At 68.8% G+C, this 22316-nt stretch carries 22 protein-coding genes and 3 pseudogenes; 16 read left to right on the top strand and 9 right to left on the bottom strand.

Going from position 1 to position 22316, the window contains the following annotated elements:
- Positions 1–528 precede the first annotated feature (528 nt).
- The 3 genes and pseudogenes from ACFWM2_RS07300 to ACFWM2_RS07290 all read right to left on the bottom strand — a co-directional run bounded on the left by ACFWM2_RS07300 (position 529) and on the right by ACFWM2_RS07290 (position 2830).
- The gene (locus tag ACFWM2_RS07300; RefSeq protein WP_383273897.1) at positions 529–1326 is read right to left on the bottom strand and encodes a DUF6461 domain-containing protein; all 798 of its coding nucleotides are present in this window, start codon (positions 1324–1326) and stop codon (positions 529–531) included.
- Positions 1323–1827 (bottom strand): annotated as a pseudogene (locus ACFWM2_RS07295) (helix-turn-helix domain-containing protein); the annotation flags it as partial. The pseudogene ACFWM2_RS07295 and the gene ACFWM2_RS07300, both read right to left, overlap by 4 nt.
- 559 nt (positions 1828–2386) lie before the next feature.
- A complete protein-coding gene (locus ACFWM2_RS07290) occupies positions 2387–2830 on the bottom strand; it encodes a MarR family winged helix-turn-helix transcriptional regulator (protein ID WP_383273895.1) in 444 nt (147 codons plus the stop codon).
- Between the two features lie 70 nt (positions 2831–2900).
- On the opposite strand from ACFWM2_RS07290, the gene ACFWM2_RS07285 reads away from it, so the two are divergent.
- Positions 2901–3542, top strand: a complete 642-nt coding sequence (locus ACFWM2_RS07285) for a maleylpyruvate isomerase family mycothiol-dependent enzyme (protein WP_383273893.1) — start codon at positions 2901–2903, stop codon at positions 3540–3542.
- A gap of 610 nt (positions 3543–4152) precedes the next feature.
- Here ACFWM2_RS07285 and ACFWM2_RS07280 read toward each other — a convergent pair.
- Positions 4153–4920 carry a transposase gene (locus ACFWM2_RS07280; RefSeq protein ID WP_383273891.1) on the bottom strand — a complete coding sequence of 256 codons (768 nt, stop codon included), beginning with the start codon at positions 4918–4920 and terminating at the stop codon, positions 4153–4155.
- Positions 4921–4978: 58 nt separating this feature from the next.
- On the opposite strand from ACFWM2_RS07280, the gene ACFWM2_RS07275 reads away from it, so the two are divergent.
- The 14 genes and pseudogenes from ACFWM2_RS07275 (at position 4979) to ACFWM2_RS07210 (ending at position 16962) form a co-directional block, all read left to right on the top strand.
- Entirely contained in the window at positions 4979–5251 is a 273-nt protein-coding gene (locus ACFWM2_RS07275; RefSeq protein WP_383273889.1) for a YrhB domain-containing protein, read from the top strand.
- Between the two features lie 66 nt (positions 5252–5317).
- Positions 5318–6415: a barstar family protein gene (locus ACFWM2_RS07270; RefSeq protein WP_383273887.1), complete on the top strand. Its 1098-nt coding sequence runs from the start codon at positions 5318–5320 to the stop codon at positions 6413–6415.
- A 553-nt stretch (positions 6416–6968) separates the two neighbouring features.
- Complete coding sequence (locus tag ACFWM2_RS07265) at positions 6969–7193, top strand: hypothetical protein (protein ID WP_383273885.1); 225 nt, start codon at positions 6969–6971, stop codon at positions 7191–7193.
- A gap of 348 nt (positions 7194–7541) precedes the next feature.
- Positions 7542–7847, top strand: a complete 306-nt coding sequence (locus ACFWM2_RS07260) for an MSMEG_0570 family nitrogen starvation response protein (RefSeq protein WP_383273883.1) — start codon at positions 7542–7544, stop codon at positions 7845–7847.
- Positions 7844–9157 (top strand): MSMEG_0569 family flavin-dependent oxidoreductase, encoded by a 1314-nt coding sequence (locus ACFWM2_RS07255; protein WP_383273881.1) that lies wholly within the window; start codon positions 7844–7846, stop codon positions 9155–9157. The genes ACFWM2_RS07260 and ACFWM2_RS07255 overlap by 4 nt, the downstream gene beginning before the upstream one ends.
- Positions 9158–9169: 12 nt before the next feature.
- On the top strand, positions 9170–9985 hold the full coding sequence (locus tag ACFWM2_RS07250; RefSeq protein WP_383273879.1) for an amidohydrolase family protein: 816 nt from the start codon (positions 9170–9172) through the stop codon (positions 9983–9985).
- A gap of 45 nt (positions 9986–10030) precedes the next feature.
- Positions 10031–10552, top strand: coding sequence for an MSMEG_0572/Sll0783 family nitrogen starvation response protein (locus ACFWM2_RS07245; RefSeq protein WP_383273877.1), 522 nt, complete (start codon positions 10031–10033; stop codon positions 10550–10552).
- A gap of 10 nt (positions 10553–10562) precedes the next feature.
- A complete protein-coding gene (locus tag ACFWM2_RS07240; protein ID WP_383273875.1) occupies positions 10563–11645 on the top strand; it encodes an MSMEG_0568 family radical SAM protein in 1083 nt (360 codons plus the stop codon).
- Positions 11646–11650: 5 nt separating this feature from the next.
- Positions 11651–13207, top strand: coding sequence for an MSMEG_0567/sll0787 family protein (locus tag ACFWM2_RS07235; protein ID WP_383273873.1), 1557 nt, complete (start codon positions 11651–11653; stop codon positions 13205–13207).
- Entirely contained in the window at positions 13204–14052 is an 849-nt protein-coding gene (locus tag ACFWM2_RS07230; RefSeq protein WP_383273871.1) for a carbon-nitrogen hydrolase family protein, read from the top strand. Before ACFWM2_RS07235 ends, ACFWM2_RS07230 begins: the two co-directional genes overlap by 4 nt.
- Positions 14049–14885 (top strand): carbon-nitrogen hydrolase family protein, encoded by an 837-nt coding sequence (locus tag ACFWM2_RS07225; RefSeq protein ID WP_383273869.1) that lies wholly within the window; start codon positions 14049–14051, stop codon positions 14883–14885. Before ACFWM2_RS07230 ends, ACFWM2_RS07225 begins: the two co-directional genes overlap by 4 nt.
- A 2-nt stretch (positions 14886–14887) precedes the next feature.
- Positions 14888–15961 carry an MSMEG_0565 family glycosyltransferase gene (locus ACFWM2_RS07220; protein ID WP_383274244.1) on the top strand — a complete coding sequence of 358 codons (1074 nt, stop codon included), beginning with the start codon at positions 14888–14890 and terminating at the stop codon, positions 15959–15961.
- Positions 15962–16271: 310 nt separating this feature from the next.
- A pseudogene (locus ACFWM2_RS07215) lies at positions 16272–16621 on the top strand (transposase); the annotation flags it as partial.
- Between the two features lie 164 nt (positions 16622–16785).
- Positions 16786–16962: a hypothetical protein gene (locus ACFWM2_RS07210; protein ID WP_383273867.1), complete on the top strand. Its 177-nt coding sequence runs from the start codon at positions 16786–16788 to the stop codon at positions 16960–16962.
- 196 nt (positions 16963–17158) lie between these two features.
- Here the strand turns inward: ACFWM2_RS07210 and ACFWM2_RS07205 are convergent, their stop codons facing one another.
- From ACFWM2_RS07205 to ACFWM2_RS07185, 5 genes and pseudogenes are all read right to left on the bottom strand, one after another.
- Entirely contained in the window at positions 17159–17650 is a 492-nt protein-coding gene (locus ACFWM2_RS07205; RefSeq protein ID WP_383273865.1) for a hypothetical protein, read from the bottom strand.
- A 56-nt stretch (positions 17651–17706) separates the two neighbouring features.
- Positions 17707–18160, bottom strand: a pseudogene (locus tag ACFWM2_RS07200) (hypothetical protein); the annotation flags it as partial.
- A gap of 122 nt (positions 18161–18282) precedes the next feature.
- Positions 18283–19371, bottom strand: a complete 1089-nt coding sequence (locus ACFWM2_RS07195) for a lipocalin-like domain-containing protein (RefSeq protein ID WP_383273863.1) — start codon at positions 19369–19371, stop codon at positions 18283–18285.
- A 26-nt stretch (positions 19372–19397) separates the two neighbouring features.
- Positions 19398–19592, bottom strand: coding sequence for a hypothetical protein (locus ACFWM2_RS07190; protein ID WP_383273861.1), 195 nt, complete (start codon positions 19590–19592; stop codon positions 19398–19400).
- Between the two features lie 417 nt (positions 19593–20009).
- Positions 20010–20954: an alpha/beta hydrolase gene (locus tag ACFWM2_RS07185; RefSeq protein WP_383273859.1), complete on the bottom strand. Its 945-nt coding sequence runs from the start codon at positions 20952–20954 to the stop codon at positions 20010–20012.
- Positions 20955–21716: 762 nt separating this feature from the next.
- Here ACFWM2_RS07185 and ACFWM2_RS07180 point away from each other — a divergent pair.
- On the top strand, positions 21717–22316 hold the full coding sequence (locus ACFWM2_RS07180) for a TetR-like C-terminal domain-containing protein (protein WP_383273857.1): 600 nt from the start codon (positions 21717–21719) through the stop codon (positions 22314–22316).

The raw sequence follows: 22316 nt of genomic DNA, 5'->3' as shown, positions 1-22316 counted from the left end.
GTTTTCGGCGCCGTGAGCCGCGGTCACTTGGCGGGCCCTCGAGTCGGCAGAGCCGAAATAATCCTCCGCCGACTCTGCCCGGGAGGACGGGGGTTCGGCATTCGCAGCCGAAGGCCGGCGAGGAGCCTGCCCGGCGGTGACATCGCGTGCAGATTGCGGTTCGGTGCGGCCGGCGGCGCGTGCTGCGGCCTCCTGTTTGCGACCTTCAGCGCGTAGGGCGTCGAGCTTCTCGCCGTTCAGATAGACCTTGATGCCACGTTCCTTGCCGAAGTCAGCGGTGGCGGTCGGAGCTGCGGGACTTGACGGGCCGTCTGCGGCGGCGGTCGGGCCCGCGAGCGGCAGGAAGGCGAACAGTGTGCCTGTGGCCAACGCTGTCGCCGTGCGGCCTAATCGTCTGCGAAGTGGTTTCACGCTTCTGCCTCCCCGTCTGTGCACCGCCAGGTGCACGTCAATAAACATCAGCTCCGGCAGACTAGCCAGGCGCCGGAAGGCGACGGAGGCGTCAAGGCGGTCCTTCAGCCCACTCCCTCACACCCGCCGCAAGCCGCCCTGCCAGGGGTCATCGAACATCGCCCGCGTCAACCGCACGCCTGTCAGGGCCTCCAAGGCGCACGCACAGCGCTGTCCCACGCTCAAAGGCAGCAGGTCCTCGCCCTGATCCTCGAGACCCGGCAGGGAGAATCCCAAGGCTCGGGCAACAGGGCCGAACTTGTCCTGATGTGCCCCCCAACGGTGTCCTGTCGTCGGGTCGAAGCCGCCCAGGACTTCCCCGTCCTCGGCGTAAATCACCTCTTCGTTGTTGGGACTCCGCCACAGCGAAGCTGCCGCCCCGCCCTCGGACAGCTTCTCCAGTACGTCCCGCTGGGCTCCCACCCACCCCGACCAGCCGTCCACCTCCACCACCAACGTCCAGCCGGTGGGCAGCGACCTGGCCAGCATCAGGACGGGTAGATCTCTCAACTCCGCTCGTGGCAACCCTCCCAAGCGGTCCGCGACCTCAACCCACCGCACCTCCCGCACCCCTTCCACGCCCATTGCGGACATCACCTCGACGAGTCCCCGCCGGGCCAGAGTCGCGCATCCGCCCTCACCCAGTACGTCTGTCAGATCGATCAACTCCGCCACGACCACGCCTCCTTGTCCATCGATACCAACCTTGCACGCGTCTGCCTCATCGAGAACCTGATTCAGATCGCTAGGCAAGCAACGCGTGCGTTGGACATCGGTGTTGCCGACTCGGGGCCTGCGGCATGAGTAGGCGCGGTGGCCGAGCGCCGCCAGCTCCTCGTTGCACTCGTCGGCGAAGAAGGTGACCAGGAACGTCAAGAACCACAACAGCAGTGAGGCGTCACAGCCCGTGTCGGCGATGAAGCGGCCAAGCAACGTCGAGCGCAAGCCACGGCGCGGCGGCCACGGCTGTGCGGGCCCGGTGAACGCCTTGACCTCGCGGTGTAGATGGGCCTGGTCGACATAGTCGTTTTCCGCGGCAACACTGGCGGGGGCCAGACCCGCCGCGAGGAGGTGGGCGGCGTGGTCGAACCGCACCAGCCGGGCGGCGCTCTTGGGCGTGATGCCGAGCTGGGAGCGGAAGCGGGCCGACAGGCGCTTTCGGCTCCACCCGGCCTCCTCCGCCAAGCCGTCGACTCGCATCTGCCCGTAGGGGGCGAGCATCCGCCGCCACGTGTAGTCGTCCTCCGCGTCGACCGGTGGGTGATCCGCCAGCCGTCGGCCATGAGTTTCCACCGCGATCGCGAAGCGCTCGTCCCATGACACCGCCACGCGCAGCCGGTCCTCAACTCGCTCGGCATCGCGGCCCCAGGCATCTTTTCGGGAATCACGGGCGGGGTGCCGGCGCCGCAACGCCTGGTGCCAGTGCGCCTGTTCTAAGACTTCCTCGGCGAGGAAGGACTGCCCGAGTCGAATCCCGTGGGCCGCGGACGGCACACACCTGGTCGACGCGCGAGCGGACATAAGCGAGGGCTAGTGCCGCGGTTCCCCAAGCTGGCCTGGATACCAAGCGGCAGCAGTGGCTTGACCTGCTGGAGGTCGCGCGGCGTGAGCCGGTAGGGAACCGGATGATGCCGGCACTGCGCCGGACACCGCTCGTGCCCGTGCTCCGGCAGCTCGTATACGCAGAAACCAACCGTCCGCGGGTTCACGCCAGTACTGGCTCATGGGTGTCACGTGGAAAGGTCAGTTGCGTCGCAGGACAGCTCAGCCTCCCCAGCCGGCGGCGGCTTCGACGGTATGCCATTGTCCGGGGAGGGCGGCCGCGACATCGTCAGCGGGCAGATAGAGGGAGTTCCCGAGGCTTCCGGGCATACCCGCGCCGACGGACCATCTCGCCCTCGGCGAGCAGGTATGCACTGGGGGTTTACAGGGGGGGTCAGCGGTGTGGATCGGTGATTTCCCGCAGCGCTTCCAGGGCCTGTCTCAGCTGCCGGGTGCGCCCGGGGCCCAGATGGGCCGTCCATTGCCCCTGGATGTCGCGGACGATGGGCAGGCTCAGTTCGATGAGTTCGTGGCCCCGGGCGGTGATTGTGACCACTCGGGCTCGTGCGTCGCGCGGGTCGGGCGCGCGTCGGACGTAGCCGGCACGTTCGAGCTGGTCGACGATCGACCCGATGGTCTGCTTGCTGACCTGTGACGCCTCAGCCAGCTCGGCCAGCCGCGAGCCCTCCGGGCCGATCCGCTGGAAGACCCGTGCCTGGGTGAGCGAGATGTCGTGCCCGGCGGACTTCAGGGCGGCCATCACGGCCGACTCCATGAAGCGGTACGGGATGAACATCAGGAGTCCCAGGTTGAGCTCGTCAGCATCATCGTCAGACATGCCCCCATCATTGCAGAAGGTCCGAAACTCGTACTACTATGGTCCGAGATTCGGACCTTCGGAGGCTGTCATGAGCGACTCGGATTCTTACTGGTCCGCTGTCCGTTCCACCCGTCTGCGGATCGCTGACCTGCTGGAAGAACTCACCCCGGCCGAATGGGAGCAGGAGTCACTGTGCCGGGGCTGGCGTGTGCGGGACGTCGCGGGACACCTCGCCCTGGTCCCTACCATCACCACCTGGGACATGATCGCGGTCGCACCCCGCGCACGGTTCAGCCCCGACCGGATCAATACGGTGCTGGCCCGTCGGCACGGCTCCCGCGATCCCGCAGACCTGATCGCTGCGATCCGCAGCCACGCCGACACCCGGCGAACGGCGAAGATGCTGGACACTCGCAACGCACTGTTCGACGCAATCGTCCACAGCCAGGACATCGCCCTCCCGCTCGCTCTACAGCTTCCCATCCCAGCCGAACACAGCCACGAAGGACTGCGACGGGTCTGGACGATGGGCTGGCCGTTCCACGCCGAGCGTCGCCTGGCCGGCTTCACCCTCCGGGCCACCGACACCGACTGGACGGTGGGTGACGGACCGGAGATCGCCGGGCCCGCCCTGGCCCTCCTGCTGCTCTCCACCGGACGCACCGCCTGTCTGGACACCCTGCACGGCGACGGCGCCGACCAGCTCAAGTCATCGCACGCAAACCACTGAAGCGCGGGCGTGCCAAGTTCCAGTCCTGCTGCCCCACACCTTGGACAACCAGCCCATCGCGCACCACAGACGGAGGCGGCGATGCCGGACCCGGCGCTCGATGCGGAGGAGATCCTGGCCCGGAAAACGCCCCGTGTCCGGAGGATGGCGCAGGCGTGACGCTGCGTACAGGAAATCAGCGACGCAGTGACGGAGTTGGACGTGCCCTTGGCTCGTTGGGTTGGCGACGGCTTGGACGCAGTGATCACCAGGTCTTGGGAGCAGCCGACACCACGTGGACGCCCGCGTGGGGGCCACCGCGGCGTACGGCGCCGGGGTGGAGCGCTACCCGAACGGCCACGCTCCACCCGCCTGCTGATCAGCGGCCAGGCGGTGGCTCCTGCCAGCGGCCAGGTCGGGTCGTAGGCCGTCCGGGCGCGCTGGTCGGTGTCTGGGTGTGCGGCGCCACTCGGTCTTCACATCCCGACGTTGGACCTCCCTCCGTCCGTGAACCCCCTGCCCAGCACAACTCCAAGGCCCAGACAGACCTAACGGAGTCCTACTAAGGGCTGTCCCGTAAATGATCTCTGAGTGGTCTCGGGCCGGGTGGGCCGCTGTATGGCTTGGCGGTCTATCCGACGAGGGCAAGGTTGTGCATCTGTGCGATGCCGAGCATGGCGTGGTGGGCTCCGTTCTTTTTGAGGCGGCAGTCGCGGAGGATCTTCCAGGTCTTCATGCGGGCGAAGGCGTGCTCGACGCGGGCGCGGACCTGTTTGTGGGACTTGTTGTGGGCCTGTTTCCAGTCGGGCAGTTCTTCGCCTTTGCGGCGGCGGTGGGGCATCACGAGTCCGGTGCGCGGATAGCCGCCGTCGGCGATGGTCATGGTCGTGCCGACGGCGGCCTTCGCGCCTGACTCCTCCCAGGCCTTGCAGTCGTTGCGGTTGCCGGGCAGGGGCCGGCCGACCGCCACGACGACGCCGGTGTCGGCGTCGATGACGACCTGGTGGTTGGTGGAGTACCAGTAGTTCTTCGACTGCTCGGCGGTGGTGTGGTCGCGGGTGGGCACCAGGGTGCCGTCCACGATCAGCACGGTGTCCTTTGCGAACCGCTTGCGGGGTTGGAGGGCGAGCATCGGCCCGATGTGATCGATGATCCGATCCGCCGCCGACTTGGAAATGCCGAACAACGGTGCCAGCTGACGCATGGTCAGGTTCGTGCGCCAGTACGCCGCGACCAGCAGGGCCCTGTCCTCCAGCGGAAGACTCCACGGCCGGCCCCTGCGGGCCACGTCCACACCCTCGCGCCGCAGAACTGTCACCAGCTTCCCGAACAGGCGAGGGCTCAGCCCGGTGAACGGGGCTATCCAGGACGGCTCCGACGCCGTTATCACACCAGCCACATCAAGATCATCCCAGGCCGGTTAGGGTGCCTTCATTTAGCTGACGGACTGGAGGCGGATGATGGAGCAGGACGAGGCCCTACAACTCGCAGCGGGGTTCCTCGCGCACAGTCAGCGATATGACGAACCACCTCTCGCCATCGACGCAGAGCGGGTCCGTGAGAGCAACGGGCTGCTGATCGTGCCCTACAACTCTGTGCAGTACCTCGCCTCGCGCGATGCGAGGGAGCAGCTGTTGGACTGCTGGCCCATCCTCGTCGACCTTGCACGTGGAGACGTGCGATTCGGGACCCTGGACGAGCGACATCTGCGGAGGAGTCCGAGCATCTGACGAGGCTGCGGCTGTTCGCCACCGCATTTGCGGGACAGCCCTTAGTCGTCCGAACGTGGGCGGGGCATGATCTCCGTTGTGCATGAGGACGAGAAGGCGCGCGGGAGCGCATCGTACGCGCTGACCGAGAGGGAGCACGGCCATGTCTGGGGCGTCTGTGCCGAGGTGGAGGGGCTGTTCGGAGAATGCCGACGCGGGACGTACGAGTTGTTCGGCTGGGTTCCGGAGGGATCCGGCGTGTCCGGCTGGGTCGGCAGCAGAGTGTGGCTGGTGCCGGAGGATGAGGCATGCGATGCCTGGCTACTGGAGGACGCGGAGAGTTCGGGGCAGCCCGTCGGGACGGACAGTCGGGTGCTCACCGGCCTGGACGACTACGAAGGCCCGCCCGAGGGGTACAGGGGGCGCGTTCGCGTGCACGACGGGCATCGCTGGCTGGGCTCCTGCCGGGAGTTCACCCGCATCATGTCGCCCGAGCAGGTACCCGCACCAATTGTCCTGCGAGGGCTCGCGCCGAGTGATCGGCTCAGGGCGGCACTGGCGAAGGGCACCCGGCGGGCCTTGGACCTGGAGGAGGCCGCGCTGGAGATACGGGACGGCCAAGGAGAGATGCTCACCGATCGGCTGCTGTGGACCACGATCAGCGCCTGGCGCCCATCCTCTTGCGGGGCGGACCTGATCGACCTTGAGCTCGACGGAGGCCGCTTCACACCGGTCCCCGAATACGCCCGGTCGATCTGGGAGCGATGGCTCGCCGGACCACCGGCCGCCGTGAACACTTGGGCCGGCCTCGACACCCGCCGCCGCGGGGCCTGGCGTGACCTTGTACGCGAGCGGGGCTGCCGACGATCCCACCGTGACCGGCCGGCCGGTCACGCCTACGAACTCGACGGCCGGTACGTCACCGACGAACCAGCCCTCTACCTGGCGCTCGGCGAGGCGGTCAACGGCCCCGGCGGCTACTTCGGCGGCTGCCTCACCGCCCTCGACGACTGCCTGCGTGGCACCTTCGGCTACACCGCCCCCGCCACCTTGCTCTGGCGAGACGCCGCGACCGCGCGCGAGCACCTGTCCCACGCCCTGACGCCGGACGGCCAGACCTACAACTTGTTCACCACAGTCCTTGAAACCCTGGCCGAGGGCGGCATGGACGTCACCTTGGCATGATCCGCTGTCCGATCCCTCTGACGCTCTTTCTGCGCAAGCGCTCCAGTTGGCGAACCGTGCCAACTAGAGCGCTCAGCTACACCTGAAATGGCTTGTTCCAAGGTCGGTTGTCGACCAGGATCACCTCATGACGACCAGAAAGGGCCATGCCTTCCTCCAGCTACGGCAGCATCGTCGAACACGGCGCCGCGGATCGGCGTGCGCCAGGCAGTGTCGCTGGACACAGGGCGGCGCCCGGTCACCGTGACTTTCGACCCGAGCGGATATGCGTGCTTGCAACTGGCCGCTGAACTCGCGGATAAGTGGGTGGAGTTGATGGCGGCTGCCGTGCTGTCGACGGGAGCATGCCGCGGGTTCCGCAAGGCCATCAGCGACTTCTGCACGTACCTGGACTCGGCGGAGCCGAGAGCCGCAGGGGCCTCGTTGGCGGCGGTCGAACCCGATCTGCACCATGCGGTCACGGAGTGGATCCGGCTGCTGCCGGCTGCCTACCGGGCAGGTTCGCCGAGAGGCCAACCCCTCCCACCGCATTCCGGTGTGGCTGGCGAACGACATGCCGCGGAACAAGAACGCCACCACGACTGTGAACTGGTCCGTGCTGGCCACGATGATCGGCGTCGCGCAGCCCACCACCGTCTTCGCCGCAACCGCACCGCTCGGACGCCAACTGCGCGCGCGTGTCGAGGAACTGGCCGCCGAGGGGCGTACGCAGAGTGGTCCGCTCTGCGACCTCACCCAGGTCGACCGACCGGACGGCATCGCGGGGCCTGGTGCATGAGCCTCTATCCGCAGCGCCTTTGGATTTCGCCAGCTAGCTCGGACACGACTTGCAGCTGCCCGACCACACCCTGAGACTTCATCTCGCGGTTCACCTGCATGATCTAGCCCGACAGGTCGACTGAAAGGCGGGTTCCCCGCTGCCTGGGCCGTGGATGCCTTAAATGAACGCTCGAATTTGCCTCAGAGGCAATTCTGCGTGCGCGAACGCGAATACGCACCCGCCGTGAGGACTTGGTAACTCCGCTTTGTTCCGGATGACCTCGTTCTGTAATTCCTGCTGGCTGAAATGGTCGTCACAACCAGCGGCGAGGTGGCAAAGCCTCGGCGCCTCGCATGGAGGATTTTCATGCCGGAGCTGTATTTCCATGTGCGCTGGCCCGACGGAGAGACCCAGCGCTGTTACTCACCTTCCACGGTAGTCGAGGATTACCTCACCATCGGCGGCGTGTACGAGCTGGGTGACTTCCTGGAGCGGAGCCGGACAGCGCTCGGTATCGCGAGCGACCGGGTGCGCGAGAAGTACGGGTTCGCGAGCACCGGGTCGTCCGACCAGCTGGCGCAGATCGAGGAGACCGCGGCCACGTACGCCTCCCTCGACGGGGCCAAGGTCGCCGTGGAGGCCCTGAGCAACGCCGACGGAAGCGCGCGGTGAACGCGCGGCGGCTGGCCGGGGCCCACTACCCGGTCGCAGTGGTCGGTGGCGGTCAGGCCGGGCTGTCGGTCAGCTACTGCCTGCGCGAGCGCGGCATTGAGCATGTCGTCGTCGAGCGGAACCGGGTCGGCCACGAGTGGCGCGAGCGCCGCTGGGACTCGTTTTGCCTGGTGACCCCCAACTGGCAGTGCAAACTGCCCGGTTACCCCTACCAGGGGGAGGACCCCGACGGGTTCATGGTCCGTGACGAGATCATCCGGTACCTGGAGGACTACGTTGCCTTCTTCCGGCCACCGCTGGTGGAGGGAGTGTCCGTCAACGGGCTGCGGCGATCCCCGAGCGGTGTCTTCGAACTGAGCACATCGGAAGGCGACTTCACCGCCGACCAGGTGGTGGTGGCCACCGGCCCGTACCACACCCCCTCGGTCCCGCGGATGGCCGAGCGGCTGCCCGCCGGCGTCGAGCAGATCCACTCCTCCCGCTACCGCAACGCGGACCAGCTGCCCGAGGGCGCCGTCCTGGTGGTCGGCACCGGCCAGTCCGGGTGTCAGATCGCCGAGGATCTGCACCTGGCCGGACGCCAGGTCCACCTGGCCGTCGGCAGCGCGCCCCGCGTGGCCCGCTTCTACCGCGGCCGGGACTGTGTGGCCTGGCTGGACGACCTGGGCTACTACGCAAAGGACATCGGCGAGTTCGACGACGCGGGCGCCGTCCGGATGCGGGTCAACCACTACGTTACCGGCCGGGACGGGGGTCGTGACATCGACCTGCGGGCCTTCGCCCGCGACGGGATGCGCCTGTACGGGCGGCTGACCGGCATCGACAGCACGCAGCTGGACTTCGCCGACGACCTCAAGGTCAACCTCGACCGCGCGGACGCGGTGGCCGAGGGCATCAAGGACAGCATCGACGCGTACATCGCCGCGCAGGGGATCGACGCCCTGGACGAGCCACGGTACGTACCAGTCTGGGAGCCCTCCGAGCAGCTGTCCTCACTGGACCTGGAGGCATCCGGCATCACCTCCGTGGTCTGGTCGACCGGCTTCGCCCGCGACCACCGCTGGGTCGAGATACCGGCCTTCGACGGCCGCGGTTACCCGATGCACTGGCGGGGCGCCACCAGCACGCCAGGCCTGTACTTCCTGGGCCTGCCCTGGCAGTACTCGTGGGGTTCGGGCCGCTTCGAGGCGGTTGGCCGGGACGCCGAGTTCCTGGCGAACCACATCGACGCCTCGCGCCGCATGGCGGACGTCTGCGGTGCTCTCACCGGCGCGCCCACGGAACTCGCCTCCGCCCTCCCGATCGGCTGAGGAACCAAAGACATGGTCTACGACGCACACCGCCACATCGGCGTCCTGCCCGCGTACCCTTTCTACGGCGGACCGCCCGTCAACCCCGACACCACCGCCCGCGCCACGGTCAAGCAACTCGTCGCCGACCTGAACACGGAGGGCACCGAACGCGCCCTGGTCATCCCGAACTACGGAGTGCCCGACCCCGCCATCGCCTTCTCCTTCAACGAGTTGGCGATCGAGGCCGCCCAATCCGACGACCGGATCCGGGCCGGGCTGTGGGTCTCCCCGCGACCCGAGGACGCCGAGCGCACCGAGCAGGCACTGAAGCTCGCCGGTGAGCGGGGGGTGCGGGCCCTGAAGCTCAGCTTCCTGCTGGGCGGGCGCCCCACCGACTCCGCCTGCCGCCCCCAACTGGACGGCATCTTCGCTACGGCAGCCAGGCACGGTCTGGTGGTCCACGTCCACACTTCCCCCGGCGCCGCCTCCGACATCGACGAGGTCGGTCACCTCGTCGACTGGTACGCCGATCAAGTCCCCGTCCATCTTGTGCACTTCGGCGGCGGGATGAGCGGCCACATCAAGCTCGTCGGCTCCCGGTTCTTCGACTGGATCACCGCCGGCAAGCGCGTCTACACCGACCTCTCCTGGGCCATCGGCTTCACTCCCCGCTGGCTGGCCCAGGAGATCGAGCACCGCGGGATCGGCCATGACCGGGTGCTCTTCGCCAGCGACCAGCCGTGGGGCGACTTCACCGGCGAGTACGCCCGGCTCGCCGAAGCGACCGGCGGCGGCGAACTCGGCGAACTCGTCTTCAAGGACACCTTCGCCACGCTCTACGACTGACCACCTCCCATCACCTCCACCACCGCCCCGTACAAGGAGACAGTCATGTCCGAAACCGTCGAACTCTCCGAGATCGAGCAGAAGTCCCTCAACGAGATCCCCCACCCCTCCCTCCCTGAGGGCACCAGCATCTACGGCGACACCAAGGTCTTCCCCGACTACAAGGCCGAGGACGGCGAGACCTACTTCACCCTCGTCCACGGCATCGCCCATGAGTCCTCGGTCTCCTTCGTCGCCGTACTCCAGGCCACCCGTGCCCTGCGCAAGGGTTTCGAGACCGCCATCTACTTCTACGGCCCCGGCTCCCTCAACTGCCTTGCCACCCGCGGCTTCCCGACCGTCGGCAACTCCGCCTTCCCCGGCGAGCACAACATCAACAACCAGCTCAAGACGTTCATCGCCGAGGGCGGCAAGGTCTTCTGCTGCCGCTTCGGACTGTCCCTGCACGGCGCCCGCGAGGAGGACCTCATCGAGGGCGTCATCCCCACCCACCCCCTCGATGTCCAGGACGCGCTGATCCACTACGCGCGCAAGGGCGCCATCATCAACTCGACCTACCAGCTGTAAGGGGCAGGCCGTGAGCGTTGGCACCAACACAACGGTGGACGTGCGGATCATGACCCGCGCCGAACTCGCCCTGCACGGCGTCGCGTTGGAAGCGCCCGTGCGCAGGCCCGACGGCGCGGGGCCCAGCGACGACGGACACGTCCTCGTCGACGGTGCCAACGCCGCGCTGCCCACCAACCCCGACAGCCCCTACTCCGTACGCGACGGCAAGGTCTGGCTCGGCGAGGAGGACACCGGCCTCACCCTGACCGCCGTACGCCGTCCCAAGTTCTACGACCTGACCACCGCCGACGGCATCCGCTACGAGGAGATCGCCCGCCTGCACGGCGCCGACGTCCTCGCCACCACCGTCGTGCAGACCTGCATCCGCTACGCCGAGTCCGACCGCTGCCGCTTCTGCACCATTGAGGAGTCTCTGCGCTCGGGTGCGACGGTGGCCGCGAAAACGCCTGCCCAACTCGCCGAGGTCGCCGAGGCGGCCGTGCGGCTGGACGGTGTCAAGCAGATGGTGATGACCACCGGCACGACGACCGGACCGGACCGGGGCGCGAAGAATCTCGTACGGTCCGTGCGCGCCGTCCTGAAGGCGGTGCCCGAGCTGCCCATCCAGGTGCAGTGCGAGCCGCCCGGCGACCTCGCGTGGATCCGCGGGCTCCACGATGCCGGGGCCACCGCGATCGGCATCCACGTCGAGTCCCTTGACGACGAGGTGCGCCGGTGCTGGATGCCCGGCAAGTCGACGGTGTCGATGGCCGAGTACGAGGCCGCGTGGGACGAGGCGGTACGGGTCTTCGGGCCCAACCAGGTCTCCACCTACCTCCTCGTCGGTCTTGGCGAGGATCCCGACGAGCTCATCGCGGGGGCGGGCAGGTTGATCGACCGGGGCGTGTACCCCTTCGTCGTTCCCTTCCGCCCGATGGGCGGAACGCTCGCCGCCCGCGACGGGGTCCGTGCGCCCGACGCGGAGCTGCTGCGGTACGTCACCGAGGGCATCGCGGCCAAGCTGCGCGCGGCCGGGATGAGCGGCGCCGACCAGAAGGCGGGCTGCGCGGCCTGCGGGGCGTGCAGCGTGCTCAAGACGGCAGGCGGGTGAGGGCCATGTACCTCGACGGATCCGCGGCACCGCTTGTGGTGGACGGGCCGGTCGACATCCTGGCCCTGCTCGGCGACCGCAGCACTCTCGCCCGCCGGCCTGCTTTCCGTATCGAACAGGCCGTCGGCAAAGCGGAGGTGGCCGCCTACCGGCGGCTGCGCCGGGAGGCCTTCGTCTACGAGCAGGGCCTGTTCACGGGCCACGACCTCGACGACCGGGACGCCGACTGCCGCACCCTCGTGCTGGTCGCCAAGGACCACGCGGGTGCTGTCGTCGGTGGCGTACGGCTCGGTCCGGTGGCCGACGGCCCCGACATCGGCTGGTGGGCCGGCGGCCGGCTCGTCGTCGCACCCGGCGCCCGCGGCCCGCACGGCATCGGCGCCGCGCTCGTCCGGGCCGCCTGCGCCCGGGCGGAGGCCGAAGGCGTGCTGCGCTTCGACGCGACCGTCCAGGCCCGCAACACGGTCCTCTTCAAGCGGCTCGGCTGGCGCCCGGTGCGGGAGACGACGGTCGCGGACGCACCGCACGTACTGATGCGGTGGCCGATCGGGCGGATCGCGGACCTCGTGGCGGCAACCAAGTCGCCCCTCGGGCCGCTCCTCGCTGTCCTCCCCACAGCGGCGGCCCGCGCCCTCGCCCAGGACCCGGTCGGTGGGCCCCTGGGAGCGGGGGCGCGGGCCGTCGCCGACGCACCCGACGGCGTCGACACCCCGGGCACTGCGGGCATCCTGGACGCCCTCGGTGGCGCCGGATTCGTCGGAGACGACGGGGCACCGGTTCCCGGTACCGATGTGATCGCCGCCTGTGACGCGATCGTGCCGTCGATGGTCGAGCGGGACCCGGAATGGGCGGGCTGGTGCTCGGTCCTCGTGAACGTCAACGACCTTGCGGCGATGGGCGCTTCGCCGGTCGGGTTGCTCGACGCGGTGGGCGCCCGGGACGCGGCGCACGCCCGACGGATCCTCGCCGGGCTCGCCCGGGCCGCGGAGGCGTACGGCGTGCCGGTGCTCGGCGGGCACACCCAACTCGGCGTGCCGGCAGCGCTGTCGGTGACGGCGCTCGGCCGCACCGGGCACCCCGTCCCGGGCGGCGGTGGGCGGCCCGGACACGCGGTGCGCCTGACCGCTGACCTCGGCGGCGGCTGGCGCCGGGGATACCGGGGCCGCCAGTGGGACTCGTCCAGTCACCGTCGTACGGACGAACTGTGCACTATGACCCGGGCGGTGGGCGTTGCCCGGCCCGCCGCCGCCAAGGACGTGTCGATGGCGGGGATCGCCGGCACCCTCGGCATGCTCGCCGAGGCAAGCGGGTGCGGAGCCGTCCTCGACGTCGCCGCCGTGCCCCGGCCCAGGACCGCGACGACGGGCGACTGGTTCACGTGTTTCCCCGGCTTCGCGATGCTCACCACCGACGAGCCCGGCGCCCCACCGCTCCCGGCGGGGCCCGCGACGGGCGCCGTGTGCGGGGAGCTGACAGATGGACAAGGCGTCGAGCTGCGCTGGCCCGACGGAGAGATCACAGAAGCGGTCACGTCCACCGTGACCGGGATGGGGACCGCATGAGCACCCTGCGTATGGCCGCCGTCGCGGCCGAGTTCGGCCGCGACCTCGAAGAGGACTTCGCGATCGCCGAGCGGTTGATCAAGGAGTCCCGCGAGCAGGAGGTACGCCTCCTCGCCCTGCCGGAGGCCTGCCTGGGCGGCTACTTGCTCAGCCTCGACGACGACAGCGAACTGGACGAGGGCCCGCCCGCGCTCGCCCTCGACGGCCCCGAGATTCGCCGACTGGCCTCCCTGGCCGGTGAGATGACCGTGGTCGCGGGCTACTGCGAGGCCGACGGCGATGCCCGCTACAACAGCGTCGTCTGCGTCAACGGTGACGGTGTGCTCGGCAACCACCGCAAGGTCCACCAGCCGCTCAGCGAGGACGCCAGCTACGCCTCCGGGAACCGTTTCCACGCCTTCGACACCCCGGTCGGCCGGATCGGCATGATGATCTGCTACGACAAGGCGTTCCCGGAGTCCGCCCGCGCGCTGGCGCTCGACGGCGCCGAGATCGGCGTGGTCGTCTCGGCCTGGCCGGGCGCACGGACGAACGCCGCGACCGACCTGGTCAACGACCGCTGGAAGCGCCGCTTCGACCTCTTCGACCGGGCCCGCGCCCTGGAGAACCAGATCGTGTGGATCTCCGCCAACCAGGCGGGTACCTTCGGGTCGCTACGCTTCGTCGGCAGCGCCAAGGTCGTCGACCCCGGCGGCGAGATCCTCGCCGACACCGGTGTCGAGGTCGGCCTGGCGATCGCCGAACTCGACGTCGCCCAGGCCCTGGAGACCGCCCGCCGCTCGATGGGGCACCTGCGCGACCGGCGCCCCGAAACCTACACGTACGCAGGAGCAGTCAGCGCATGAGCACTGTCCGGATCGCGGCCGCCGCCGCCCACTTCGGCCGCGACCTGGAATTCGACCTCGCCCGCATCGCGAAACTCATCGACCACGCGCGGGGGTCCGGCGCCGGGCTGCTGGTCCTGCCAGACGCCGCGCTCGGGGGCTACCTCGCCGACCTGCGCCACCCGGACCCCGAGGCGCTGCCCCCGGCTCTCAAGCCGGACGACCCACTGATCCTCCAAGTCGCCCGCCTCGCCGCCGAGATGGTCGTGTGCGTTGGTTACTGCGAGGACGGCGGCACCGAGCGCTACAACGCCGCCGTCTGCGTCAGCGGCGACGGGGTTCTCGGCCGCCACCGCAAGGTCCACCTGCCGGCCGGCGAGGTCGCCGCCTACGCGCCGGGCGATCGCTTCGACGCCTTCGACACCCCCGTCGGCCGGATCGGCATGCTCATCGACTACGACAAGACCTTCCCGGAGTCCGCCCGCTCCCTGGCCCTGGACGGCGCCGAGATCCTCGCCTGTCTGTCCGCCTGGCCCACTAGCATCACCAATCGCGCCCCGCGCATGGCCCAGGACCGCCAGGCCAAGCTCTTCGACCTGTACGACCAGGCACGCGCCGCCGAGAACCAGGTCGTCCTCGCCTCCTCCAACCAGACCGGCGCCATGGGCGGCATGCGCTTCCTCGGCCAGTCCAAGGTCGTCGGCCCCGGCGGTGACATCCTCGCCCGCACCTGGGCCAAGGCCGGCCTCGCGATCGCAGAGGTCGACGTGGCCGTCGAGATCGACCGCGCCCGGCGCGTCCTGCGCCACCTCGACGAACGCCGCCCCGACGCCTACCGGGAGACGCCCTCGTGAAGATGGCCCTGCTCAGCTACTCCACCAAACCGCGCGGCGGGGTCGTCCACACCCTCGCACTCGCCGAGGCCCTCGCGGCGCTGGGCGAGGACGTCACGGTGTGGTCGCTGGGGCGGGGCGGCGACGACGGCTTCTTCCGGCCAGTGCACCCGGCCGTACGGGTGCGGATCGTGCCGTTCCCCGACGGCCCGGAGGGCGAAAGTGTTGGCGAGCGCATCCTGCGCTCCATCGCCACCCTCCGGGACGCCTTCGATCCGTCTCCGTACGGCATCGTCCACGCCCAGGACTGCATCAGCGCCAACGCGGTGCACGGCCGCTGCGTCCGCACGGTCCACCACATCGACCACTTCACCACCCCGGAACTGGCCGCCTGCCACGAACGGGCCATCGTCGAGCCGTACGCGCACCTGTGCGTCTCGCGGTCGGTCGCGGTTGAGCTCGCCGACGGCTGGGGCATCAAGGCCGAGACGATCCCCAACGGTGTGGCGTACGAGCGCTTCGCTCGGACCGAACCGGCGGTCCGCGAGGCCTGGCGCGCCCGCCTCGGCCGGTACGTCCTGACCGTCGGCGGCATCGAGCCCCGCAAGGGATCACTGGACCTGCTGGAGGCATACGCCCTCCTGCGCGCCGAGCACCCCGACGTGCGGCTGGTGATCGCGGGCGGGGAGACCCTCTTCGACTACCGCGACTACCGTGCCCGCTGGGAGACCCGGGCCGCCGAACTCGGCATCGAACCGGTCGTCCTCGGACCGGTCCCCGATGACGACCTCCCAGCGCTCGTCGCGGCTGCCGACGCCTTCGCCTTCCCCTCCCTCAAGGAGGGCTTCGGTTTGGCTGCGATGGAGGCGTTGGCCGCTGGCGTCCCGCTGGTCGTCCGCGATCTCCCCGTCCTGCGCGAGGTCTTCGGTCACGCCGCCCGCTTCGCCGCCACCCAGGAGGATCTGGCCGACCAGCTCGGCCAGGCCCTCACACACCACGACCCGGCCCTGCGGATGGCCGGCCGGGAACTGGCCGCCCGCCACACCTGGTCCCAGGCCGCGCGGCGGCACCTGGACTTCTACCGTTCCCTGAGCTGAACGTTCCGTACCGGCAGGCCGCCGTCAGTCCTCCCTACCTTGTTGATCGGGATGAGCGAGCCATTCGTAGGGTCCTAACCTTGTTATTCGAGTTGATCAAGGCCACTTGTAGGGTCTGGCGGCCCAGAGACACCGGGCATGGCTTTCGTAGGGTCGCCCTCGATGGCTCCCCCAACCTGGCCGCCCGGTGGATCACGACGGCCTAAGCGCTGATCAGGAGCCGCGAGTACCGCGTCGTACATTGCTGAGAAGGACCAGGCCGGCAAGGTCGTCCGGAACCGCATCGCGCTACGAACGACCTGAGGAGCCTGTGGCTCAGATCTGGGCGGGTACGGACATCGGTAAGACGCACCACCATTGCGTGGTCCTGGACGTGGAGGGCAACCGTCTGCTCTCGCGCCGCGTCGCGAACGACGAGCCGGAAACTGCTGGCCTGCTGGCCGACGCGCTCGCGTTGGACGAGGATGCGGTCTGGGCCGTCGATGTCGCCGACGGTATGGCAGCCCGGTGGATCAATCTGCTGGTCAACCACGGCCAGCAGCTCGTCTATATCCCGGCATGGCCGTCAACCGTGCCTGGGCCGGCTAACGGGGCAGGGGGAAAACCGATGCCAAAGACGCCACTGTCACCGCCGACCAGACCCGCGTCCGCCGCGACCTGAACGTGTAAACGGCACCGTCACGCACTACCGCAGCCGGGCGGTCCTGGCCGGCCATCCCGCCGGACGCCCCTGCACCGACCTGTCCTGCCCGTGCCCTTCCCTCTCGCCCGACCAGGGCCACACCGCCCGCAGCGGCGCCTGGGCCGACCGGTACGAGGCCTGGATGATCCGCACCCGCGACTACCGCCTGACCGGCCCAACTGACCAGCCAGGCGTCATTGACGGGATCAGCACCGACGTTCCCGTCCAGCGCAAGCGGCTCCTGCGCAACGCGACGCTCCCACCCGAGCAGGAAGACCTGCTGAACCTGTTGCGCACCGTCCTGGATGGGAGCTCATGACCTCCCGCTCCCAGGCGCCGACATCACCGAAGGAGATACCCGTGATCACCCCCGACCCGCAACGCCCGAGGGCGCAGCCGTCATCGACCTGCACGAGCAGCTGGAGGACCTCGAAAGCGCACCGGTGAGTCAGAACTCCCCTGCACCTCTTGGACAGTGGAAGGGGTGTCCGTATCTGACTGGGTCCGTTGCCGGCTCACGGACGTCGGGCGAGCGGGGCGAGCAGGCCGTCTCCGGGCCACAGGTCCTGTTCGGCAACGAGGCCGGCGAGGAACGCGCCGACTTCGGCCAGCGCGGCGGCCCGTTCTTCGGGGCCGTAGTCGATGAACTCGTCGGCTGCGGCATCGAAGGCGCGCACGTGGCTGTGGGGGCCGGTGCAGACGAGGGCGCGCGCGATCTCTGGCAAGCCGAGACTGAGGGCATCGCAGTCCCCAGAGTGGACGAGCTGCACCAGGTCGGTGGTGACGCACTCCCAGTCGCCGACGGCCGGCCAGTCGGCGGCGCCGCCCAGTTCGTCGGTGAGGGTGGCCAGGGGAATGATCTCGCCCGGCTGCCGTCCTCGGGTAAGGAGGTCGTGGATCCGGACGCCGTCGGGCTGACGCCGGAACGGGTCTTCACCAGAGACGAAAGTCCTGGTGGGGCCCGTTTCTCGTTGTGTGTCGGCTCGGAGATCCGAGTGGTCGTGCACGGACGCAGCAGAGCTCCAGCGGTGAGGTATCTCACTGCCGGGGGCCTGCTTTTTCGTGTGAGGCGCAACTGGGCGCCGGTGCGGTCAATCCTTGCGGACGATCAGCCGCGTCCCCTTCGGCCAGCCGCCCAGGCAGTCGCTATCGGCGTCGAGTTCGGCGACCCTGGCGCCGTCGCGGATCTCACCGCCGGGCTCGACGGCCGGTGTCCAAGCGGAGGCCGGGACCTTGAGGACGGTCTGGTGGATGGCATCAGTGCTGGCCATTCCGACCGAGTAGGACAGCCACCGGCCGCGCTGGGCGAGCCAGGCAAGCGCCACATCCAGAAAGACCTTGCCTGGATCGTGCACCGCACGCGGCTTGCGCCACGGCGCCAGCGCCACCGATATCGCCGTATCCAGACCGGACTTGCGGCCCGTTTCGACCAGCAGCACGGATCCCGCCTGCGAAACCACCGCCCGGCCGCCGCCCTCGATACGGACACACGGATAGGAACCGATACGCTGCCTCACCTGGGAAGTGCCTCCGACGAGCGCGGGAACAAGGGCCTCAAGAATCCTTATTCTCGCTGGTCAGAGGCACTTTCTGCTTGCATGATCAGCTGGCGGACAGCCCGCCTCATGAAAGCCCGAGGCTAGGACCAGTCGCCGACGAGTTCGAGGTAGGCGTGGCCGGTGACCGGCTCGCCCTGGTAGGTGCCGGTGACGGTGGCGGCGCCTTCGTACTTGGTCAGGGAGGGCTCCTTGGAGACGATCTCCTGCTCCTTGCACGGGACTTCGATGATCAGCTCGGTGCCGATCTGCGGAGCGCGTACGACGCACCGGGTGGGATAGCTGCGGCCGGTGACAGGGCTGGTCCAGTGGTTGGTGGCTTCGACCGGCAGCATCGTGGGCGCGACAACGTGGGTGCCGTCGGGGTGGACGGCGGTGAGCGTGAGGAAGATCTCCTGGTTGACCATGTCGCGCAGTTGGGCGAGGCTGATGTTGACGCCGTTGTCGAGCTGGGGGCAGATCCACATCCAGTTCATCGGGCTGGCCGGCGGCTCGGCACCGGCCCCGGCAGCGGCGGCCTCGGGGCTCTTGCCGAGGGACTCGGCGAAGAAGTCGGGCAGGCCGCCCCACTGGCGGTCCAGCCATGAGATGCCGGTGACGTCGTACGGCTGCGAGTCGAGCACGACGGTGCCGCTCGTGTTCATGGCGGGGAAAGCGAAATCGTACTGCTCGTCGAGCCCGAGGAAGCGCACCTGTCCCTGGCCGTTCATCAGCAGCGGCGGGCCGGAGGAGGTCGCGGTGATGTCGATCTGTGCGACGTCGGCCTTGACGCTCATGGTGTAGCCGTTGCGGTCGCCGGTCCAGGTCAGCTCGGGGGTGACGAGGTTGAGCCGGTCCGTGCCGATCTCGACCTGGTCGAGCGGGTGGATGTATTCCGCGGCACGTGCGACGCCGGTCGACTCGTTGACGACGACCACGTTGAGCTGCACGATGTCGGTGGCGCCGCCGGGCAGGCGCTGGACGAGAAAGTGGACTTGGAGACCCATGCGCTGCCCGCCGGAGTCCAAGTTGGCGACGACGAACCAGGATTCGTTGGGCCACCGGCCGTCGTGCTCGGGCAGATCGCGATCGATGTCGACGACCGAGCGCATCTCGGCGAACGTGAAGGTCTTCCCGTCGACGGTGACCTTGTCGCCGATCGCGGGCACGTTGGTGTGGATATGGGGGGTCATCTTGACTCCTTACGGCCGGGGGGGGTTCAGGCGCGGGTTTTGCCGAAGTACATGAACTCCCACAGGGCGTCGACGAGATGGCTCTCCACCAGGGCCCCGCCTTGGTAGCGCTCGACGCGGATCTCGCCGGCGAAGCGCAGATGGCGGGGCTCGATGCCGAACCGTACGTAGTCCTCCGGCGTGCTGCCGAGGCGGGTGGGGGCGGCGCTGGTGTGGGCCACGGGGAGTCACGAATTCCTGTGTGGTGTGTCAAACTTTCCGAGCGGAAACTCCCAATGTGTCCACTATGTGCGATCTGTGCATCCATCGCAAATAGGGAATCATGTCGGCACGAGCGGGCCGTTCGATCCTTGCCCATCGCTCGCTGATGATGGCCAACAAGTCGTCATCCTCGGCGCTGTTCGTGACGTACGCGCGCCAGATGATCGCCTCTAATTAGCGCAGGCCCGCACCACGGCACCACTGCCTCATGCCCTCGCATCAGGCCGTACCTTCTGAGCGGGCCCGGCGAAGTCCGGTACTGGTCCGCCATCGTCGTTCCCCGGGTTGTTCGCTGAACTGCCTCGGTGACGTCACCCCGGTCCGGAGAATTCCGGACCGGGGGTTCTGGCGTGTTCTGGGGCAGGCCCTGGTGTTGATCAGGCGAGTCGTTTGCCCAGCTGGGCGTAGAGCTCGGTGACGGCGGCGTCGGAAGTCGGGCAGACGGGGAAGAAGTTGAGGAAGGTGTGGATGAGGCCGTCGTAGGTGCGGGCGAAGACGTCCACCCCGGCGGCTTTGAGGGCGTTCGCGTAGGCCATGCATTCGTCGCGCAGCGGGTCGTACTGGGCGGTGCCGATGACCGCGGGGGCTACGCCGGTGAGGCTGGTGGCGCGCAGCGGGGAGACCCGGGAGGTGCCGCGGACTGCCGGGTCGTCGCCGGCGTAGAGGTGTTCGAAGTCGAGGACGTTTTGGGTGCTGAGCATGTAGCCGGTGGCGTTCTCGACGCGGGAGGGGTACTCGGCGTCGGTGGCGAGGAAGTCCATGGCCGGGTAGGCCAGGAGCTGGGCGGCGAGCGGGCGGTGTTCGTCGCGGAAGGTCAGGGCGACGGCGGCGGCCAGGTTGCCGCCCGCGCTGTCGCCCGCCACGGCCAGCCGGTCGCGTCGGCCGCCGTAGTCGTCGATGTGGTCGGCGACCCAGGCGGCGGCGGCCAGGCAGTCGTCATAGGCAGCCGGGAAAGGGTGCTCGGGAGCCAGCCGGTAGTCGACCGCCACGACAACGACCCCGACATCGCGGCACATCCGCCGACAGGGGTCATCGTGGGTGTCCAGATCACCGGTTAGCCAACCGCCACCGTGGAAGAACACCACGGTAGGGACCGGACCGTCGGTGTCCGGGCGGTAGACGCGCACGGGGACGGGCCCGGCGGGACCAGGGACGGTCGCGTCCTTCACCGAACCGACGACGATCGGCTCGGCCGGGACGACCGACTTGCCCATTTCCTTCTGTCCCGCGCGCAGCACCTCGGGGTCGGTGCCGAGCACATCCGGGGCGGGCTGGGCGTTGACCTGTTCGAGGATGGCCGCGATGACGGGAGCCACAGGCATGGGAGAACAACCTTTCCGCATGACGATCGGACCCCGTCTCGCATCCTGAACCACAGGCACCCATGCCGCCACCGCAGACCACACCACGTCCGGACCGGCGGACCGGTCCGCGCCGCCGGCGCGGACATCGAGCGTGCCGACACGATTGCTCAGCTCAGTCGCCGAACTGGACGGATGACGGTGCGGACGCACCCGCCATCCTGTGCCGACGCTTCCTTCATCTCCCCATCAGTGCAAGTCAGCAGGTTGTGCGAACCGCCCATCTGGTCAGCGGTCAGGCCCGTCAAAGGATCAGCAGCCGACTTCGCCGCACCTACTTAGCCCTACGCGCGCTCCAACAGCGCGCCGACCGGGGCTGAGCGGCTTGGGTGAAGTTCGGTGTTACTTGTCGGATCCGTTCGCATTGCCGCCGCAGTCGTACGCCGACGCTCAGCAGCATCGCGACGGCCGCGTTCGCCTGGCGGGCGTCGTCGTGGGCGATCACGGCGATACCGGGCACGAGGAGTGCGGGAGCGGGGAGCCGTAGTCACCCCGGCCAGGACCTCGTGGCCCGGGCCGCCGCGGAAGGTGCGCCGACCGGCCGTTACGCGGCGCACAGGGATATGACCTTCCCGCGGGCCAGAGAGCAGGAGCGCTCTGCTGACCAGTTCCACGCAGTAGTCGAACCGCCGGCGACACCGTCAGCAAATAGTACGGTTGCGTTTCTCCCGGGCCTGCCCTACGCTGATGGTACGAAACCGTTCTGTACTAAATGGAGTGCTGATGTCACGCGCCAATGGCGATGAGGCGATCCGTCGCCCTCGGATGACCCCCGAACGGGAGGCCGAGTTGCTGGTCGCGACGATCGATGTGTTGCGCGAGGTCAGCTATGACGAGTTGTCGATGGATCTGGTCGCGGCCCGGGCGCGCTGTAGTAAGGCCACGCTCTATCGTCTGTGGCCGGGGAAACCGCAGATGGTGGCTGCTGCGCTCTACGGCACGCGGCCGATGAGGCCGGAGGAAATCGACACCGGCACGCTCCGCGGCGATCTGCTGGCGATAGCCGAGCTGTTGGGTCCTCATGCGGAGAAGGACGCGCCGCTGTTCGCCGCGCTCGGACACGCTGTGCTGACCGACGAGAATCTCGCCGACGCGGTGCGCGAAACGCTGGTGGAGCCCTGGTTCGCGGATCTTGTAGGGGTCGTTGACCGAGCCGTTGAGCGTGGCGAGCTGTCCCGCCGACCGGCTGCCACCGACTTCCTTCCGCAGACCCTGCTCAGCGTGATGCTCACTCGTCCGATGCTCGAGCGCCTGCCTGCCGACACCGACTACCTGACCAGGTATGTCGACCATGCGCTGCTGCCCGCACTGCTCCACACCTGA

Source organism: Streptomyces sp. NPDC058371 (assembly GCF_042723265.1).
In the GTDB taxonomy this organism is placed as follows: domain Bacteria; phylum Actinomycetota; class Actinomycetes; order Streptomycetales; family Streptomycetaceae; genus Streptomyces.
This window is presented reverse-complemented; position numbering and strand designations above follow the sequence as displayed.

What these genes read in the sequence shown, in the direction of transcription:
- ACFWM2_RS07290 (WP_383273895.1), bottom strand. Translation starts at nt 2,830, where the DNA reads ATGTCTGACGATGATGCTGACGAGCTCAACCTGGGACTCCTGATGTTC.
- ACFWM2_RS07285 (WP_383273893.1), top strand. Translation starts at nt 2,901, where the DNA reads ATGAGCGACTCGGATTCTTACTGGTCCGCTGTCCGTTCCACCCGTCTG.
- ACFWM2_RS07275 (WP_383273889.1), top strand. Translation starts at nt 4,979, where the DNA reads ATGATGGAGCAGGACGAGGCCCTACAACTCGCAGCGGGGTTCCTCGCG.
- ACFWM2_RS07270 (WP_383273887.1), top strand. Translation starts at nt 5,318, where the DNA reads ATGATCTCCGTTGTGCATGAGGACGAGAAGGCGCGCGGGAGCGCATCG.
- ACFWM2_RS07265 (WP_383273885.1), top strand. Translation starts at nt 6,969, where the DNA reads ATGCCGCGGAACAAGAACGCCACCACGACTGTGAACTGGTCCGTGCTG.
- ACFWM2_RS07260 (WP_383273883.1), top strand. Translation starts at nt 7,542, where the DNA reads ATGCCGGAGCTGTATTTCCATGTGCGCTGGCCCGACGGAGAGACCCAG.
- ACFWM2_RS07250 (WP_383273879.1), top strand. Translation starts at nt 9,170, where the DNA reads ATGGTCTACGACGCACACCGCCACATCGGCGTCCTGCCCGCGTACCCT.
- ACFWM2_RS07245 (WP_383273877.1), top strand. Translation starts at nt 10,031, where the DNA reads ATGTCCGAAACCGTCGAACTCTCCGAGATCGAGCAGAAGTCCCTCAAC.
- ACFWM2_RS07235 (WP_383273873.1), top strand. Translation starts at nt 11,651, where the DNA reads ATGTACCTCGACGGATCCGCGGCACCGCTTGTGGTGGACGGGCCGGTC.
- ACFWM2_RS07230 (WP_383273871.1), top strand. Translation starts at nt 13,204, where the DNA reads ATGAGCACCCTGCGTATGGCCGCCGTCGCGGCCGAGTTCGGCCGCGAC.
- ACFWM2_RS07225 (WP_383273869.1), top strand. Translation starts at nt 14,049, where the DNA reads ATGAGCACTGTCCGGATCGCGGCCGCCGCCGCCCACTTCGGCCGCGAC.
- ACFWM2_RS07220 (WP_383274244.1), top strand. Translation starts at nt 14,888, where the DNA reads ATGGCCCTGCTCAGCTACTCCACCAAACCGCGCGGCGGGGTCGTCCAC.
- ACFWM2_RS07210 (WP_383273867.1), top strand. Translation starts at nt 16,786, where the DNA reads ATGATCCGCACCCGCGACTACCGCCTGACCGGCCCAACTGACCAGCCA.
- ACFWM2_RS07195 (WP_383273863.1), bottom strand. Translation starts at nt 19,371, where the DNA reads ATGACCCCCCATATCCACACCAACGTGCCCGCGATCGGCGACAAGGTC.
- ACFWM2_RS07185 (WP_383273859.1), bottom strand. Translation starts at nt 20,954, where the DNA reads ATGCCTGTGGCTCCCGTCATCGCGGCCATCCTCGAACAGGTCAACGCC.
- ACFWM2_RS07180 (WP_383273857.1), top strand. Translation starts at nt 21,717, where the DNA reads ATGTCACGCGCCAATGGCGATGAGGCGATCCGTCGCCCTCGGATGACC.